The organism is Bradyrhizobium sp. DOA1 (genome assembly GCF_001593325.1).
Taxonomy (GTDB): Bacteria; Pseudomonadota; Alphaproteobacteria; order Rhizobiales; family Xanthobacteraceae; genus Bradyrhizobium.
In genome coordinates, this window is record NZ_JXJM01000001.1 from 2143148 (window position 1) to 2159016 (window position 15869).

The following is a 15869-nucleotide window of genomic DNA, read 5'->3' on the forward strand; positions in this document are numbered from 1 at the left end:
CATGCTCGATCGCGACGAGGATATCCTGAAGGCGGCGGAAGACTGGCAGAGGGCCGGCCGTGGCGTCGCGCTGGCGACCGTGGTGGAGACCTGGGGCTCGGCCCCGCGTCCGGCGGGCTCGAGCCTCGTCATCAATGACGAGGGCACGTTCTTAGGGTCCGTCTCCGGCGGCTGCGTCGAAGGCGCCGTGGTCACCGAGGCCATGGACGTGATCGAGAGCGGCAAGCCTAAGATGCTGGAATTCGGCGTCGCCGACGAGACCGCCTGGAATGTCGGCCTGTCCTGCGGCGGCACCATCCGCGTCTTCGTCGAGAAGGTCGGTTAGCCGTGAAGCTCGCGATCCTGCACGAACTCAACGCCGAGCGCGCCGCGCGCCGGCCCGTGATCCTGGTGACGGACACCGAGAGCGGCGAGCAGCGCTTGGTGAAGGCCGCGGATTTTGCCAAGGATCCGCTGCGGGCCGAGCTGGAGAAGCAGCTGCGCATGGGCAAGAGCGCCAATGTCGAGGCCGGCGGCAAGAAGCTGTTCCTCAACGTCTACGCGCCGACCGCAAAGCTCGTGATCGTCGGTGCGGTGCATATCAGCCAGGCTCTGGCGCCGCTGGCGCGCTCGCTTGGCTATGACGTTACCGTGGTCGATCCCCGCACGGCCTTTGCCAGCCCCGAGCGCTTTCCCGACATTCCGCTGATCGCGGAGTGGCCCGATACTGCGCTGCCGCCGCTCAATGTCGATGCCTACACCGCCTTCGTCGCGGTGACGCACGATCCGAAGATCGACGATCCCGCGCTTCTGCACGCCTTCGAGCGCAAGTGTTTCTACATCGGCGCGCTCGGCTCGCGGAAGACGCATGCCAAGCGCGGTGACCGGCTGCGGGCGCAAGGCGCCAAGGAAAGCGACATCGCGCGCATCCATGCGCCCATCGGGCTTGCGATCGGCGCGGTCTCGCCGTCCGAGATCGCGGTGGCAATCATGGCCGAGATCACGGCCGTGCTTCGGCTACCGCCGAAGGAAAAAGAAGAAGCAGCATGAAGTTCGGACCGGCGAGCCCCAAGGATGCGATTGGCGGGGTGACCGTCCACACCCTGCGTCAGGGACCGCTAGTGCTGAAAAAAGGCACGACGATCGGTCCTGCCGAGGTCGAGGCGCTGGAGCGTGCCGGCATCAAGGACATCGTCGTGGTGCGGATGGAGGAGGGCGACGTCTCCGAGGACGTCGCGGCCGCCAGCATCGCGCTCGCAATCGGCGGCGACGGCATCCATGTCGAGCGCGCCTTCACCGGCCGCGCCAATCTGTTCGCCGCGCGCGCTGGCGTGCTGGTGATCGACCGCGCCGCGGTCGACCGCATCAACAATATCGACGAGGCCATCACCTTTGCCACGCTTTCGGCGTACAAGCCGGTGGTCGAGGGCGAGATGGTCGGCACCGTCAAGATCATCCCGTTCGGCGTCGAAGGAAGCTTGCGCGATGACGCGGTGAAGGCCGCCGGCAAGGACGTGCTCAAGGTCGCCCCTTACGTCATCAAGCGTGTCGGCGTGGTGTCGACACTGCTGCCGGGCCTGTCATCCAAGGTGATCGACAAGACGCTGCGGGTCACCGCCGAGCGGCTCGCGCCCGCCGGCGCCGGCATCATTGCCGAGCGGCGCGTTCCGCATGAGGAGCAGGCGCTATCGGCCGCGATCAAGGAATTGCTCACACTCGGTGCGGAGCTCGTGATCGTCTTCGGCGCTTCCGCGATCGCCGACCGCCGCGACGTGATTCCGGCGGCCGTCACCTTCATTGGCGGCGAGATCGAGCATTTCGGCATGCCCGTCGATCCCGGCAATCTGCTTCTGATCGCCCGCGCCGGCAATGTGCCGGTGCTGGGCGCGCCGGGCTGTGCGCGCTCGCCGGTCGAGAACGGGTTCGACTGGGTCTTGATGCGGCTGCTCGCCGGCATCGAGGTGACGCGGTCCGAACTGATGGGCATGGGCGTCGGTGGCCTGCTGATGGAGATCGTCACGCGCCCGCAGCCGCGCGCCAAGCCGGAGACCGAGGGCAACAGCCAGGTCGCCGCTATCGTGCTGGCGGCCGGCCGCTCCACCCGCATGGGTGGGCCGAACAAGCTGCTCGCCGAGTTCGACGGCAAGAAGCTGGTGCGGATCGCGACCGAGCAGGCGCTCGCCTCCAAGGCATCGGAGGTGATCGTGGTAACGGGACATCAGGCCGAGCTGGTCGAGCAGGCGCTGCAAGGCCTGAAGGTCAAATTCGTCCGCAATCCGGATTTCGCCGGAGGCATCGCGAGTTCGGTCAAGGCCGGTATCGCCGCTGCGCCCGAGTCTTGCGACGGCGCCGTGGTGTGCCTCGGAGACATGCCGCTGATCGATGCCGGCTTGATCGACCGCCTCATCGACGGGTTTGCACCGGACCGCGGCAACCTCATCGTCGTGCCCGTCAGCGAAGGCCGCCGCGGCAACCCCGTGCTGTGGTCGCGCCGTTTCTTCAAGGAATTGATGACGCTCGACGGCGACGTCGGCGCGCGGCATCTGATCGCCAAGCACACTGAAGCGGTGGCCGAAGTGCCCGTCGATGGCGAGAGCGCCTTTCTCGACATCGATACGCCGCAGGCGCTGGAAGCGGCGAGACGGGGATAGGCTGCGTGACTGCGTGTGTGGATTAGCCGAAGGCGTAATCCACCACTGTGTTTCTCCGCGGAAACAAAAGAGGTGGATTGCGCTTCGCTAATCCACTCGGCGATGTCGCTAAAGGCCGCCGATCAATTTGAACGCCAGCTTTGGCGTTGGTCCCGAAAGGTCGTGGACCAGTGTGGCCGACATGGCATCGCTTTCGCAGATGTAGGCGTGGCTGAGCGCATAGGTCCGGCCAGACAGCGTGAATGCCAGCTTGATCGCGCCGCAGATGCGTTCGGTGTCGTTTCGCTGCGCGGGGCGGACTTCCCTGAAGAGGTCGTGCAGGTTTGTTCCGACCACCAGCGGCACTTTCTCGCAGACGTCACAGCCGTTCGGAAGTTGCTTGGTCAGTTCGGCGACGTCGTTGGGAGCGCTGACAAACGTTTCGGACAGCAGGATCGTCGGTGAAAGCCTGAACAGGCGCGTCTGCAACAGGCGGATGTCCGGGGCGAGCTTGAGCTCCCTGGCTTTCTTGATGTGCCCGCCAATTCTTTCAACGATAGACGGATCCTGAATTTCATCGAGTCTGACTTCGTTGATGGCGTCCGTCGGAGCCAGGACGGCGAGCATGAATGCGTCCTTCGGCGGCTTGCTTGCGACCTGCAGCCGCGTGCTCGTTGCGACGCCGTTCTGGAATTCCTGGTTCTTGTTCGAGAACGTCCCCTTCGGCTCGGCCGCGCTTTTCCAGCCCTTGGCGATCAACGTCACCTGCGTTCCCTTTGGGATGGTCCCATACACGCAGACGGAAGATGGTCCCCGCGCCGGGCAGAGATAGGCATCTCGGAACAGTCCTTGCTGGTCAGCCGAGCAAGCGGTTGTCGCCGAGAGCGTGGCGAGAATGACAAGCGGCAGATGTTTGATCACGATCAGGCCTCCCCCTGGTCGCGGCGGGCGTCGGGTCGAGCGCGCGCAACGACAACAGATAGATATCCCCTCGTTGCCTGCCGATTTCAACCACCCGTTCACCATCTGGAAACGACCGGGGCTTAGAGTCGGCCGCACCTGCCTTGGGGGGAGGGGTTTTTCCATGGCTTCGAACGTCGTCGCGCGCCGTTGCGCGATGTTTTGCTTTGCGCTGTCCGTCTGTGTCACCGGCGCCCGCTACATCACCGAAGCCCACGCCGCGGGCGCCATCGCGGTCGGCAAGTGCGGCGCCTATGGCCAGGCCTATGATTATGGCGCCGAGCACGAAGCTCGCGCCGCGGCGCAGAAGCAATGCAAGGGCGATTGCACGACCGTGACGATGAAGCGCGCCTGCGCCGCGATGTCGGTCGATCTCACCAATCCGTGCGGCGCCTACGGCTACGCCGTCAAGCCGAAGATTTCGGCCTCGCTCAATGCCGCCACGCGCGAATGCTACAAATACGGCGGCAAGGAATGCGTGATCCGCGCCTGGGCCTGCGACGCGAAGGGCTGATTGCTCTTGCTGTCGTGATGGGGCAATGCGTAGCATCGCTGCGGGAATGACAGTGGAAGAAACAAATGCAGTTCGATACCAAGATCGCCGTCGTGATCCGGACCGATCTTCAAGCCTGGCAGAAGCTCAACGTCGCCTCCTTCCTCATCAGCGGCATCGCCGCGGCCTTTCCGGAATGCATCGGCGAAGCCTATGAGGACGCCTCGGGCACGACATATCATGCGTTGATCGGCCAGCCGATCCTGATCTACGGCGCCGATGGTCCTGCATTGTCGCGCGCGCTGGATCGCGCGCTCACCCGCAACGTCAAGCCGGCGGTCTACACCGAGGACATGTTCAAGACGACGCATGATGCCGCCAACCGCGAGGCGGTGCGGGCCGTCGCGCGCACCGACCTCAATCTCGTCGGCATCGCAATGCGCGCCGATCGGAAAGTGATCGACAAGATCGTCGATGGGCTGAAATTTCACAGCTGAAGCGGCCGAACGATGCTCGTCGTCATGCCCGGGCTTGTCCCGGGCATCCACGTTCTTGGGATCGTGGCGTAGGACGTGGATGGCCGGGACAAGCCCGGCCATGACGATGCTGAGGCTGCGACACTCCAAATTAGTCGCCTCATCCCGGCGGCATGCCCGTGAACTTCGCCAACTCAGGATCGAGGCGATCCCAGTCATGGCCGCGCGCGGCGAAGGTGACGGCTTGCGGTTGGTAGCGGGCGGGCTCGTCGAGGCTTGCGGCGCGGATGGTGAACACGTCGGGCTGCGCCGCGAAGATCATGTAGACGGCCACGCCGCATTGCGTGCAGAAGCCGCGCGTCTTCACGTTGCCGTTGTCCGCGACCATGTCCCAATGCTTGGCATCGCCGGTCAGCGTGACGCCGGCGCGCGCGAACGTCGCGTAGGAGCCGTGGCCGCTGCCGCTTTCCCGCTGGCAGTCCCGGCACTGGCAGTGATTGCTGAATAGTGGCTCGCCGGCGATCGAATAGCGGATCGCGCGGCAGGCGCAGCCGCCGGTATAGGGCTTGTCCATCACGACGCCTCCTTACGTGTCTTCGCCCGAGACGGCATCGAGCCGCCGCAGCACCTTGACCCAGCCGTCGCTCATGTTGCGATAGGCGGTGTCGTTCTTCGGCGTCACGAAGCCCGAATGCACCACACGCACGCGCGTCCCTGCCTCGACCGGCGTGAGCGTCCAGGTCACGATAGTGTCGAGCGCCGAGCCGTAGCCGGTGTTGCTCTCGTCGCCGCCCTTCCAGGCATAGGAAAAGCGCCGGTTCGAGGCGACCTCCAGCACGCGGCAATGGATGGTGCCGTCCCAGGCGCCCGCCGGATTGGTCTTGAACGTGAAGGTGTTGCCTTCGACGGCTTCGAAACCGGTCGGCGGCATCAGCCATCGCGCGATCAGTTGGGCGCTGGTCAGTGCCTTCCAGATGACCTCGACCGCATGCGGGAAGACCTCGTCGATGACGATGTCCTTTGTCTCGGCTTTCAACTCGGCTGCACTCACGGATCGATCTCCTTCAAGAGGTCACGCAGGTTCTGGAAGCGCTCGCGCCAGAACACGCCGTAATGGTCCATCCAGGTGACCAGGGGCTCGAGCCCTTGCGGCGCGGCGCGGTAGTAGACGTTGCGGCCCTCGGCACGCTCGGCAACGAGGCCGGCCTGCTTGAGGGATTTCAGGTGCTGCGAGATCGCGCCCTGGGTCACGCCGCTGCCGCGCGTGAGCTCGGCGACGCTAATCTCCTTGCTTTCGAACACGCGCTCGAACACGGCGCGGCGGGTCGGATCGGCAAGGGCGCGCATCACTGTGGTGATGGGATTGGGGGTGGCATCGATCATGAGTATTCAATTAGCTATTACTAATGAATTAGTCAATGCTAATTTGTTTCGGCGCTCCCGCTGCATTTTCAAGATTGACATTGACTGACTAGTCAGTCATAAATGGAGCATGACAAAGAAGCCGATCAAAGCCGCCACGTCATCTGCAGATCGCGCCAAGGGGAGGGCCGACGCGCCTCAGGGCAACGACGCTGTGCCCGCCTCGAACCGCGCCACGCGTGCCCAGGAGCGACGCGCAGCGATCGTGGAGGCCGCGATGGAGGAGTTCATCGCACGCGGCTTTGCCGCAACACGGCTTGACGACATCGCCAAGCGCGCCGGCGTCGCCAAGGGCACGATTTACCTGCACTTCAAGGACAAGGAATCGATGTTCGAGGAGCTGGTGCGCATCGTCATCGTCCCGGTCGTGGCGCGGCTGAATGCGCTGCCGCCGCCGACCGGCACGGTGCGCGAGCTGATCGAGACCTTTGCCGGCAACTTCCTGAAAGAGGTCATCGGCACCAGGCGCGGCGATCTCGTGCGCTTGATCGTGGCGGAGGGGCCGCGCTTTCCGTCCGTCGCCGATTTCTACTATCGCGAGGTCGTTTCGCGCGGGATTGCCGGCATGCGCGCACTGATCGAACTCGGCATTGCCCGCGGCGAGATTCGCGAGAAGGACCTCGCGCGCTTTCCGCAGATCCTGGTCGCGCCGGCGATGATCGCGGTGATCTGGCAGAGCCTGTTTGCGCGACACGCGCCGCTCGACGCGCAGGAGATGCTGCGCGTCCATCTCGATTTGATTTTTGGCGAACGGAGGACGACATGACGTCGTCACAAATCGTTTCTCCCCTCATCCTGAGGAGCGCGGAACGCGCGTCTCGAAGGATGCAGGCCCGGCTGTGGCTCCTCGCCCTTCGAGACGCCGCTTCGCGGCTCCTCAGGGTGAGGGATCGACAGCAGCATGTGCCGCGCCTCTGTGCGATCGCAGCACTCGCGCTCGCAACCTCGCTGGCCGGCTGCAAGGAAAAGCGCGATCCCGGCTTCCAGGGCTGGGTCGAGGCCGATATGATCTTCGTCAGTCCCGACGAGGCAGGCCGGGTGACCAAGCTCAACGTCCGCGAGGGCGACGAGGTCAAGGTCGGCGATCACCTCTACTCCGTCGATGACGATCTCCAGCTCGCCGATCTCAACCAGAACAAGGCGACGCTGGCAAATGCCCAGCAGACCTATGATCGCGCGGCCTCGCTGAACAAGACCGGCTCGGGCACACAGGCCAATCTCGATTCCGCCGTGTCCGGCTTGCGCGTCGCCGAGGCGCGGGTTGCGACGTCGGAGACGCGGATGGCGCGCCGCCGGGGCTTCGCGCCGGTCGCCGGCACCATCCAGCAGATCTATTTCCGCGAGGGCGAGATGGTCGCGGCGCAGCGGCCGGTGCTCTCGATCATGCCGCCCGGCAACATGAAGCTGCGCTTCTTCGTGCCGGAAACCGAACTTCCCAAGCTCGCGATCGGCGACACCGTGCGCGTGTCCTGCGACAATTGCGCGGCGGATCTCACCGCCAAGATCTATTTCATCGCGACGTCGGCCGAGTACACCCCGCCCGTGATCTACAGCCTCGAAGAGCGCAACAAGCTCGTCTATCTGATCCAGGCGCGGCCGTCGCGCCCTGACGCCTTGCGCGTCGGACAGCCGATCGACATCCATCTCAATCCGAAGACACCGGTGGCGGACAGGCGATGAGCGGCGGCAACGGCATCGCGATCGACGTCAAGGGCCTGAACAAGTCGTTCGGGGGTCGCGAGGTCGTGCACGATCTGTCGATGCAGGTGAAGCGCGGCTCGATCTACGGCTTTCTCGGTCCTAACGGCTCGGGCAAGACCACGACCATTCGCATCCTCTGCGGCCTGCTGACGCCCGACAGCGGCGAGGGCACCTGTCTCGGCTACGACATCCGCCGCGATGCCGAGAAGATCAAGCGCCAGGTCGGCTACATGACCCAGCGCTTCAGCCTGTATCAGGATCTCTCGGTGCGCGAGAACCTCGAATTCGTCGCGCGGCTTTATGGCCTCAGCGATGCGCGCGGCGCTGCGCGCGACATGATCAAGCGGCTCGGGCTCTCGGGCCGTGAGGAGCAGCTCGCCGGCGAGCTCTCCGGCGGCTGGAAGCAACGGCTGGCGTTGGGTGCCTGCACGCTGCCCAGTCCGCAGCTTCTGCTGCTCGACGAGCCGACGGCCGGCGTCGATCCCAAGGCGCGGCGCGACTTCTGGAACGAGATCCACGCGCTCGCGGCGGAGGGCCTCACCGTGCTGGTCTCGACCCACTACATGGACGAGGCCGAGCGCTGTCACGAGATCGCCTACATCGCCTATGGCCATCTCCTGACGCACGGCACGGTGGAGCAGGTGATCGCGAATTCCGCGCTCACGACCTACACCGTCACGGGTGAGAGCCTGAATGAGCTCGCGGCTGCACTCACGGGCAAGCCCGGCATCGACATGGTGGCGCCGTTCGGGACCTCGCTGCACGTGTCGGGGCGCGACGTCGAAGCGCTCGAAGCCGGCATCGGGCCATGGCGCGAGAAGGGCGGTCTGCACTGGCAGAAGTCGTCGCCGTCGCTGGAAGACGTGTTCATCGAGTTGATGAGCCGCTCCAAGGACAATTTCCAATGAGCGCCGCCGACCATCGCGCACCCCGCCACGAGGCCCGCGAGCGCTTCGGCTTCCTGCGGCGCTGCTATGCGATGTTGGTCAAGGAGTTCATCCAGCTGAAGCGCGATCGCGTCTCGTTCGCGATGATCGTGATGTTGCCAGTGATGCAGCTCATGCTGTTCGGCTATGCCATCAACACCACGCCGCGCCATCTGCCGAGCGCGGTGTTGCTCCAGGAGGACTCCGATCTCGCCCGCTCGATCCTGAAGGCGCTGGAGAACACCGCCTATTTCCGCTTCCTCTATGAAGTGTACGACGTCGACGATTTCGACAATCTCCTGAAATCCGGCAAGGTGCTGTTTGGCGTCGAGATCCCGCGCGGCTTCGAGCGCGCTGTGCGGCGCGGTGACAAGCCGGCGCTGCTGGTCGCCGCCGATGCCACCGATCCGGTTGCGGCGAGCTCGGCGATCGGCTCGCTCGGCATGGTGGTGCAGACCGCGCTCAAGCACGATCTCTACATCGGCGATCCCCCGGAGATGCCATTCGAGATCCGCGCGCATGCCCGCTACAATCCGGCCGCGGATTCCAGTCTCAACATCGTGCCGGGCCTCGTCGGCACCATCCTCACCATGACCATGCTGATCTTCACCGCGCTGTCGGTCACGCGCGAGGTCGAGCGCGGCACCATGGAGAGCCTGCTGTCGATGCCGATCAAGCCGGTCGAGGTGATGTTCGGCAAGATCGTGCCCTACGTTCTGGTCGGCTTCCTCCAGGCCTTCCTCATCATCGGCATCGGCGTCGGCCTGTTCGGCGTGCCCCTGCTCGGCAACCTGTTCCTGCTGGCGCTGCTTTCGACGCTGTTCATCACCACCAATCTGTCGATCGGCTACACCATCTCGACCCTGGTGCAAAACCAGCTTCAGGCGATGCAGATGTCGATGATGTTCTTCCTGCCGAGCATCCTACTCTCCGGCTTCATGTTTCCGTTCGCGGGCATGCCGGCCTGGGCGCAATATCTCGGCGAAGCCCTGCCGCTGACCCATTATCTCCGCATCGTCCGCGCCATCATGCTGAAGGGCGCGACCATGCAGAACCTTCATTTCGACACACTGGCGCTGGCGGCCCTGATGCTGCTCGCCATGACCATCGCCGTCACGCGCTTCCGCCGCACGCTGGATTGAGGCAAACTGTCCTCGCTGTCATTCCGGGACGATGCGCCAGCATCGAACCCGGGATCTCGAGATTCCGGGTTCGCGACTTGGTCGCGCCCCAGAATGATAAGGGGGCGGAATGGTCAGGTTTGCGAGCAGGAAGACGCGGCATCACGCCGTGCTATCGGGCGATTTCGAGCGCGAGCTGACGCGGGAGGTGCTGCGCACCGAGCTGTTACGGGTGCGCGCGCTGATCATGACGGGCTGCTGCATGATGTTGTTACTCACTGCCATTTACCTGATCGATCCCGCCGTGGTGAACCGGGTTTGGCGCGGAACGGAGGGGATCATCGAGGTCTACGGACTTCTGGCCTGCTTCATCCTGTTCGAAGTCTGGGTCCACACCCAGATCAGGAAGAACCTCCGCCTTGATCGTGACCTGCCGGTGATCCGGCGCTATATCGGCACGCTGATCGAGACGTCGCTGCCGACGTTCATTCTCATTCTGCAAATCCGGACCATGGGCGCGCCTCAGGCGCTCGGCTTCGCTGTGCCGCTGATGTACTTCATCTTCGTGATCCTCTCGACCCTTCGGCTCGACTTCTGGCTCTCTGCATTCACCGGTTTCGTTGCCGCGGCCGGGCTATTGGCCGTCGCACTTTATTACAACTCGGCCGGAGAGACCGACGAACCCCTGGTCTATCTCCACGCCGTGCGCAGCATCGTCATCCTGATCTGCGGGGTGCTCGCGGGCGCCGTCGGCGCGCAGCTGCGGCGGCAGTTTGCCGCCAGCATTGCGGCGGCCACCGCGCGCGACCGGGTGACCAATCTGTTTGGTCAGCACGTTTCGCCGCAAGTGGTGGAGCGGCTGATGGCGGAGGGATCCAGCACCGGGGGCGACGTCCGCCGCGTCGCCGTGATGTTCGTTGATTTCCGCGGATTCACCGCCGGTGCGCAATCGCGCACGCCGCAAGAGGTCGTCGACCGGCTCGACGGCGCCTTCGCCGTGCTGGTTGACATTCTCGATCGTCACGGCGGCATCGTGAACAAGTTTCTCGGCGACGGCTTCCTCGCACTGTTCGGCGCGCCGCTGGAAGCCTCCGACGCCGCGCAGCGTGCGGTCGCCGCAGGCCGCGAGATGCTGACCGCGATGGAACGCATCAACGCCGAGACGAGCTGGCCGCTGCGCATCGGCATCGGCATCCATTTCGGCGAAGTCGTCGCCGGCAATATCGGTTCGCCGCGACGCAAGGAATATACCGTCATCGGCGACACCGTGAACTTCGCCTCGCGGCTGGAGGCGCTGAACAAGGAGTTCGGCTCGCAACTCCTGATCTCCGCAACCGTCCGCGAGGCACTAGGCGACGACGGCAGCGACGCTGTCGCGCTCGGCGAGGTCGAGGTGCGCGGCTACGAGCGGCCGGTCGCGGTGTTTCAGTTGGGCTAGCGCGCCACGCATATCACACTGACGTCTGCTCTCCACTTCTCAAATCGATTGCTCCGATTGCTCCGAATTTTGGGGCATGACGAGCGATGTTGCCGGCTTGTAGACTGCCGGCGATGCGGCCGGTCGCGGCCGCGCTTGCATGAGGAAGAGACGATGCAGCGCCGCTACATCACCGTCGACGTGTTCACCGACCGTGCCTTCGGGGGCAACCCGCTTGCCGTGGTGCTCGATGCCGGCGGGCTCACGACCGCGCAGATGCAGTCGATCGCGACCGAATTCAACTATTCCGAGACGACCTTCGTGCTGTCGCCGCGCAATCCCGGCCACGATGCGGAGGTCCGCATCTTCACCCCGGTCAGGGAGCTTCCCTTCGCAGGCCATCCCAATGTCGGAACCGCCTTCGTGCTGGCTCGTCGCAGCAATGAGCCCTGGCCGCGGTTGTTGTTCGAGGAGAAGGCGGGGATCGTGCCGGTCGAGATCTGGCGCGAGCAGGGCAAGGTCGTCGGCGCCGAACTGACCGCGCCGCAGAAGCTTGCGCGGCTTGCAAAACTGTCCGCGGCCGAGGTCGCCGCATGCCTGTCATTGACGGCGGACGACGTCAGCACCGATCGCCATGCGCCGCAAGTCGTCGGCGTCGGAACGCCGTTCGTGGTGGCGGAATTGCATTCGCGCGATGCGCTGCGGCGGGCGAAGCCCGATGCTGCGGCGTTCGGCCGGATACTGCCGCGCGACGGCGCGTTCTCGGTCTATTTCTATACACGCGACATTCCGGCGGCCGAGGCTGGCTGCGATCTCCTGGCGCGGATGTTCATGCGCGGCACTGGCGGGTTCACTGAAGATCCCGCCACCGGCAGCGCAACGGTCGCTGCGGCCGCGCTGCTCGCCGAGCTCGATCCGCGTCGCGACGGCGAGCTGAAGCTCACCGTCGGTCAAGGTTTTGACATGGGCCGGCCGAGCATCCTGCGGACGACGGTGGAGAAGGAGGGCGGTGCCCTTCTCGATGCCTATGTCGGCGGCCATTGCGTGCAGATGATGGAGGGGACGTTCGAGCTGGTTGGGGAGGGGTGAGTTCTATCTCCCTTCGTCATGCCCGGGCCTGTCCCGGGCATCCACGTCTTGGCCGCGGGCGAAGAAGTTCGTGGATGGCCGGGACAAGCCCGGCCATGACGGAGAGACGATCAGATCTGCCGCCCCACCAAATTCTTCACAGCAACGCCATCGCGCTCCTCGATGATCTCCGCGATCATCTGGCGATGGCAGTGGGTGTGGTCGCGCTCGTAGCAGAGCAGGCACACTGGCCCGGCCTTCTTCACCAGCGCCGAGAGCTCGTCCATCTCTTCGCGCGCCTGCGGCGTCTTCAAGTGCTTTGAATAGATCTTCTCCAGCACATCAAACTGCCCGCTGCGTGCAGCGAGCCGGCCTTCCTTGGGCGTGCCGAGCGCGGCCAGATGGACATAGGCGATGCCGCGCTCATCGAGGCCTGCCGACAGCTGCTTCTTGGAAAAGCCGGGCCGACGCGAGGACGTCACCGCGCGCACGTCGACCACGAGCTTGACGCCGGCCTGTTCCAGCTCGTCCAGCACCGCCTTGGGCGGTGTCTGCTCATAACCGATGGTGAAGAGTTTTTTCTTCGCCATGGGACACCCTCAGCTCACGCGCGCGATCAACTCCATGGCGCCGTGCGGTGCGCGCACCTTGCCTTCATGGATGACATAAGCAAACACGTCGCGCGGCTCCTTTTTCGGCTTGGTTTTGTCCACCTTGGGCAGGTCGTCCGGTTCACTGCCGGAAGCCCAGGCCTGAAAGCGCTCGGCCCAGGCGTCCAGCTGCTTCGGCGGGTAGCAGGTCTTGATCTCGTCATTGCCCTTCTGGAGTCTTGCATAGACGAAGTCGCCGGCGACGTCGGCGATCGCCGGATATTTGCCGTGCTCGGCGAACACGACCGGCGTCTCGAATTCGCGGATCAGGGCCACGAAGTCGGGCGTGCAGAAACTGTCATGCCGCACCTCCACGACATGGCGCAGCGCGCGCCCGTCGAGCTTGCGCGGCAGCAGCTCCAGAAACTTGCCGAAATCGGCACCATCGAACTTCTTCGTCGGCGCGAACTGCCAGAGCACGGGCCCGAGATGGTCGCCGAGCTCCAGCACGCCGGAACCGTAGAACCGCTTGATGGAATCGCCGGCCTCGGCGAGCACCCGGCGGTTGGTGGCAAAGCGCGGTCCCTTCACCGAGAACACGAAACCCTCGGGCACTTCGCTCGCCCATTTGCGGAAGCTCTCCGGCTTCTGCGAGCCGTAATAGGTGCCATTGATCTCGATCGAGGTCAGCTTCGAGGCGGCGTAGGACAGCTCCTTCGCCTGCGTCAGCTTCTCCGGATAGAACACGCCACGCCAGGGCTCGAAGGTCCAGCCGCCGATACCGATGAAGATGTTGCCGGATTTTTTGGACGCAGTTTTTGCTTTGGCCACGGAAGGATCTCGCATCGACGGGGAGGGACCTCATCCTAATCAAACCAGTTGTGATTGGCCAGTTGGCTGGTCCCGTCTAAGCTCGCGCCCAGGACCCGCGACAAAGGAGAACAAGATGCGGATGCTGTTGGTGGGAGCGGCGCTCGTTGTGATGACATCTGCTGCCATGACGCCTTCCGCTTTGGCGGATGATGACGACACGAAGAGCGCGCAGAAGCTCGCCCAGCAGGGCCGCGACGACTACTGGCATTGCCTGGCGCGGGAATATTCGCGTGACTCCAACAAGGGCCTATCGGAACAGGATTTCGGTCGCTCGGTTGCGGGCGCCTGTCCGTCGGAGCGGCAATATTACCGGGTGGCGCTGCTCGACTATCTCACCACGCAATATCCAACCATCGATTCCAGCGCCCATCTTGCCACCGCGAACAGGGCGGTGGAGGCGGCGCAGAAGGACATCGTGACCGCCTACGTCAAGCATCGGACGCCGGCGAAATAGGGAATGGGAGTGGCGAGTAGCGAATAGGGCCAGAAGACTCGCCTTCTATTCGCTACTCCACCATTCGCCATTCGCTCCCTTCGGCAGCCCTTCCGGCTGCGCGCTCATCCATGGTATCACTGGGTGCATAGGGAATAGGGATGGGTCGATGTCGTCTGAGTCGGTGGGGGGCATTCTGGGCGCGATCGCCGCGGCGATCGTGTTGGCGGTCGCCGTCGTGTTCGGTCCGATCGGACAGTACGGAAAGCCGCCCAAGCCGGCGAAGGTCGAGCCAGCCCCTACGGCGGCGCCCGCCGCCCCGGTCGCGCCAGCGCCGCGAGGGCCGGTGATCCGGGAAGTCCCCAACCAATAAGGCTGGAAAAATCGGGTTTTGGGCCCCCTTGCGGAGCGGATTGGTCGTTCCTATCTAGCTTCTAACGGCGACGTTGAGCGAAAACTCCGGCGCTGGGACGACCTTGGAATAGCTTGGGCTTGCGCCGGATGTACGCGCGGCCCGCCGTTCCGGGGTCGTTGGCATTTTGGGGCCTGCTTTGGCCATTCCCCACAGAAACCCCGGCTTGGCAGCGCAAGAACTTGGCAGCGCAAGACGCGGCGGATATACGCTGCCGTCATGAATGAAGCGATCAGACCGGGCACCGACAACCCGCAGCAGGCCCAAAATCAGGCTCAAGAGGGGCCGGAACTGTCGGTCATCGTCCCGACCTTCAACGAGCGCGACAACGTCATGGTGCTGTACCGGCGGCTGGAGGCGACGCTCGCCAACATCGCTTGGGAAGTTGTGTTCGTTGACGACAATTCACCCGACGGAACCTGGGACGTCGTTCGCGCGCTGTCGCAGCGCGACAGCCGCGTGCGCTGCGTCCGCCGCATCGGCCGGCGCGGCCTTTCGGGGGCCTGCATCGAGGGCATCCTGGCCTCGAGCGCCCCCTATGTTGCCGTGATCGACGCCGACCTCCAGCACGACGAGACGCAACTGCCGAAGATGCTGTTGCTGCTCGCGAGCGATCAGGCCGATCTCGTGGTCGGCAGCCGCTACATCGAGGGCTACAAGAGCGAGGGCTTCAACAAGCAGCGCGCCGGCGCCAGCGCGCTCGCAACCGAGTTCGCAAGGAAGATGCTGCGGGTCGAGATCGCCGATCCCATGAGCGGCTTCTTCATGATTCGCCGCGACCGTTTCGAAGAGCTCGCACCGAAACTGTCCATACACGGCTTCAAGATCCTGCTCGACCTCGTCGCGACCGCGCACGGCAGCTTGCGCGCCGTCGAGATTCCCTACACGTTCGGCGCTCGCCAGCATGGCGAGAGCAAGCTCGACTCTATGGTCGCGCTCGATTTCCTCGGCCTCGTGCTGGCAAAATTCACCAACGACATCGTCTCGCTGCGCTTCATCCTGTTCGCGATGGTCGGCGGCATCGGCCTCGTGGTGCATCTGACGACGCTGTTCATCGGACTTCAGCTGTTCAAGGTGCCGTTCGCTGAGGCGCAGGCCGCCGGCGCCATCGTCGCCATGACCAGCAATTTCATCCTCAACAACTTCCTCACCTATCGCGACCAGCGGCTCAAGGGCTTCGCGCTGCTGCGCGGCCTGATCGCCTTTTACATCGTGTGCAGCGTCGGACTGCTCGCCAATGTCGGCGTCGCTTTCTCGGTCTACGACCAGGAGCCGATCTGGTGGCTGGCCGGCATGGCCGGCGCGCTGATGGGCGTGGTGTGGAACTACGCGATGTCCGGACTGTTCGTCTGGCGCAAGAAATAGCGC

The 15869-nt window shown here is 64.4% G+C and carries 20 protein-coding genes; 14 read left to right on the forward strand and 6 right to left on the reverse strand.

The features are described 5' to 3' along the window. The first annotated feature begins 1 nt into the window (after position 1). Genes SE91_RS10035 through SE91_RS10045 form a run of 3 tightly spaced genes read left to right on the forward strand, consistent with a single transcriptional unit; the run spans position 2 to position 2630 of the window. Positions 2–325 carry an XdhC family protein gene (locus SE91_RS10035; RefSeq protein ID WP_061847497.1) on the forward strand — a complete coding sequence of 108 codons (324 nt, stop codon included), beginning with the start codon at positions 2–4 and terminating at the stop codon, positions 323–325. A 2-nt stretch (positions 326–327) separates the two neighbouring features. Then, positions 328–1029 (forward strand): XdhC family protein, encoded by a 702-nt coding sequence (locus tag SE91_RS10040; protein ID WP_061847498.1) that lies wholly within the window; start codon positions 328–330, stop codon positions 1027–1029. After that, a complete protein-coding gene (locus tag SE91_RS10045) occupies positions 1026–2630 on the forward strand; it encodes an NTP transferase domain-containing protein (RefSeq protein ID WP_061847499.1) in 1605 nt (534 codons plus the stop codon). The genes SE91_RS10040 and SE91_RS10045 overlap by 4 nt, the downstream gene beginning before the upstream one ends. Positions 2631–2738: 108 nt before the next feature. Here SE91_RS10045 and SE91_RS10050 read toward each other — a convergent pair whose 3' ends face one another. Then, positions 2739–3530: a hypothetical protein gene (locus SE91_RS10050; RefSeq protein WP_156489556.1), complete on the reverse strand. Its 792-nt coding sequence runs from the start codon at positions 3528–3530 to the stop codon at positions 2739–2741. Positions 3531–3693: 163 nt separating this feature from the next. Here SE91_RS10050 and SE91_RS10055 point away from each other — a divergent pair, with 163 nt between their 5' ends. Beyond that, positions 3694–4083 carry a DUF4189 domain-containing protein gene (locus tag SE91_RS10055; RefSeq protein ID WP_008564648.1) on the forward strand — a complete coding sequence of 130 codons (390 nt, stop codon included), beginning with the start codon at positions 3694–3696 and terminating at the stop codon, positions 4081–4083. Between the two features lie 65 nt (positions 4084–4148). After that, positions 4149–4559, forward strand: coding sequence for a DUF2000 family protein (locus SE91_RS10060; protein WP_061847501.1), 411 nt, complete (start codon positions 4149–4151; stop codon positions 4557–4559). Positions 4560–4698: 139 nt separating this feature from the next. Here the strand turns inward: SE91_RS10060 and SE91_RS10065 are convergent, their stop codons facing one another. The 3 genes from SE91_RS10065 to SE91_RS10075 are packed head-to-tail and all read right to left on the reverse strand — an operon-like array spanning position 4699 to position 5921. Further along, entirely contained in the window at positions 4699–5112 is a 414-nt protein-coding gene (locus SE91_RS10065) for a GFA family protein (protein WP_061847502.1), read from the reverse strand. 12 nt (positions 5113–5124) lie between these two features. After that, positions 5125–5589, reverse strand: a complete 465-nt coding sequence (locus SE91_RS10070) for an SRPBCC family protein (protein ID WP_061847503.1) — start codon at positions 5587–5589, stop codon at positions 5125–5127. Continuing rightward, positions 5586–5921, reverse strand: a complete 336-nt coding sequence (locus tag SE91_RS10075) for an ArsR/SmtB family transcription factor (RefSeq protein ID WP_060736482.1) — start codon at positions 5919–5921, stop codon at positions 5586–5588. The genes SE91_RS10070 and SE91_RS10075 overlap by 4 nt, the downstream gene beginning before the upstream one ends. A gap of 109 nt (positions 5922–6030) precedes the next feature. Here SE91_RS10075 and SE91_RS10080 point away from each other — a divergent pair, with 109 nt between their 5' ends. From SE91_RS10080 to SE91_RS10105, 6 genes are all read left to right on the forward strand, one after another. Further along, positions 6031–6726 (forward strand): TetR/AcrR family transcriptional regulator, encoded by a 696-nt coding sequence (locus SE91_RS10080; RefSeq protein WP_156489557.1) that lies wholly within the window; start codon positions 6031–6033, stop codon positions 6724–6726. After that, positions 6723–7640, forward strand: coding sequence for an efflux RND transporter periplasmic adaptor subunit (locus tag SE91_RS10085; protein WP_236840746.1), 918 nt, complete (start codon positions 6723–6725; stop codon positions 7638–7640). Before SE91_RS10080 ends, SE91_RS10085 begins: the two co-directional genes overlap by 4 nt. Further along, positions 7637–8569, forward strand: a complete 933-nt coding sequence (locus tag SE91_RS10090) for an ABC transporter ATP-binding protein (protein WP_061847504.1) — start codon at positions 7637–7639, stop codon at positions 8567–8569. Before SE91_RS10085 ends, SE91_RS10090 begins: the two co-directional genes overlap by 4 nt. Continuing rightward, entirely contained in the window at positions 8566–9729 is a 1164-nt protein-coding gene (locus tag SE91_RS10095) for an ABC transporter permease (RefSeq protein WP_061847505.1), read from the forward strand. The genes SE91_RS10090 and SE91_RS10095 overlap by 4 nt, the downstream gene beginning before the upstream one ends. 109 nt (positions 9730–9838) lie before the next feature. Then, positions 9839–11146 (forward strand): adenylate/guanylate cyclase domain-containing protein, encoded by a 1308-nt coding sequence (locus SE91_RS10100; protein WP_061847506.1) that lies wholly within the window; start codon positions 9839–9841, stop codon positions 11144–11146. Between the two features lie 153 nt (positions 11147–11299). After that, complete coding sequence (locus tag SE91_RS10105) at positions 11300–12214, forward strand: PhzF family phenazine biosynthesis protein (RefSeq protein WP_061851074.1); 915 nt, start codon at positions 11300–11302, stop codon at positions 12212–12214. A gap of 110 nt (positions 12215–12324) precedes the next feature. On the opposite strand, the gene SE91_RS10110 is transcribed toward SE91_RS10105, so the two are convergent. After that, positions 12325–12783: a DUF488 domain-containing protein gene (locus tag SE91_RS10110; protein WP_061847507.1), complete on the reverse strand. Its 459-nt coding sequence runs from the start codon at positions 12781–12783 to the stop codon at positions 12325–12327. Between the two features lie 9 nt (positions 12784–12792). Further along, the gene (locus tag SE91_RS10115) at positions 12793–13629 is read right to left on the reverse strand and encodes a DUF72 domain-containing protein (protein ID WP_156489558.1); all 837 of its coding nucleotides are present in this window, start codon (positions 13627–13629) and stop codon (positions 12793–12795) included. Between the two features lie 100 nt (positions 13630–13729). Here SE91_RS10115 and SE91_RS10120 point away from each other — a divergent pair, with 100 nt between their 5' ends. The 3 genes from SE91_RS10120 (at position 13730) to SE91_RS10130 (ending at position 15866) form a co-directional block, all read left to right on the forward strand. After that, on the forward strand, positions 13730–14110 hold the full coding sequence (locus tag SE91_RS10120) for a hypothetical protein (protein WP_061847508.1): 381 nt from the start codon (positions 13730–13732) through the stop codon (positions 14108–14110). A gap of 148 nt (positions 14111–14258) precedes the next feature. Beyond that, positions 14259–14462: a hypothetical protein gene (locus SE91_RS10125; RefSeq protein WP_008568381.1), complete on the forward strand. Its 204-nt coding sequence runs from the start codon at positions 14259–14261 to the stop codon at positions 14460–14462. Positions 14463–14720: 258 nt separating this feature from the next. Further along, a complete protein-coding gene (locus SE91_RS10130) occupies positions 14721–15866 on the forward strand; it encodes a glycosyltransferase family 2 protein (RefSeq protein ID WP_061847509.1) in 1146 nt (381 codons plus the stop codon). The last annotated feature ends 3 nt before the right edge of the window (positions 15867–15869 follow it).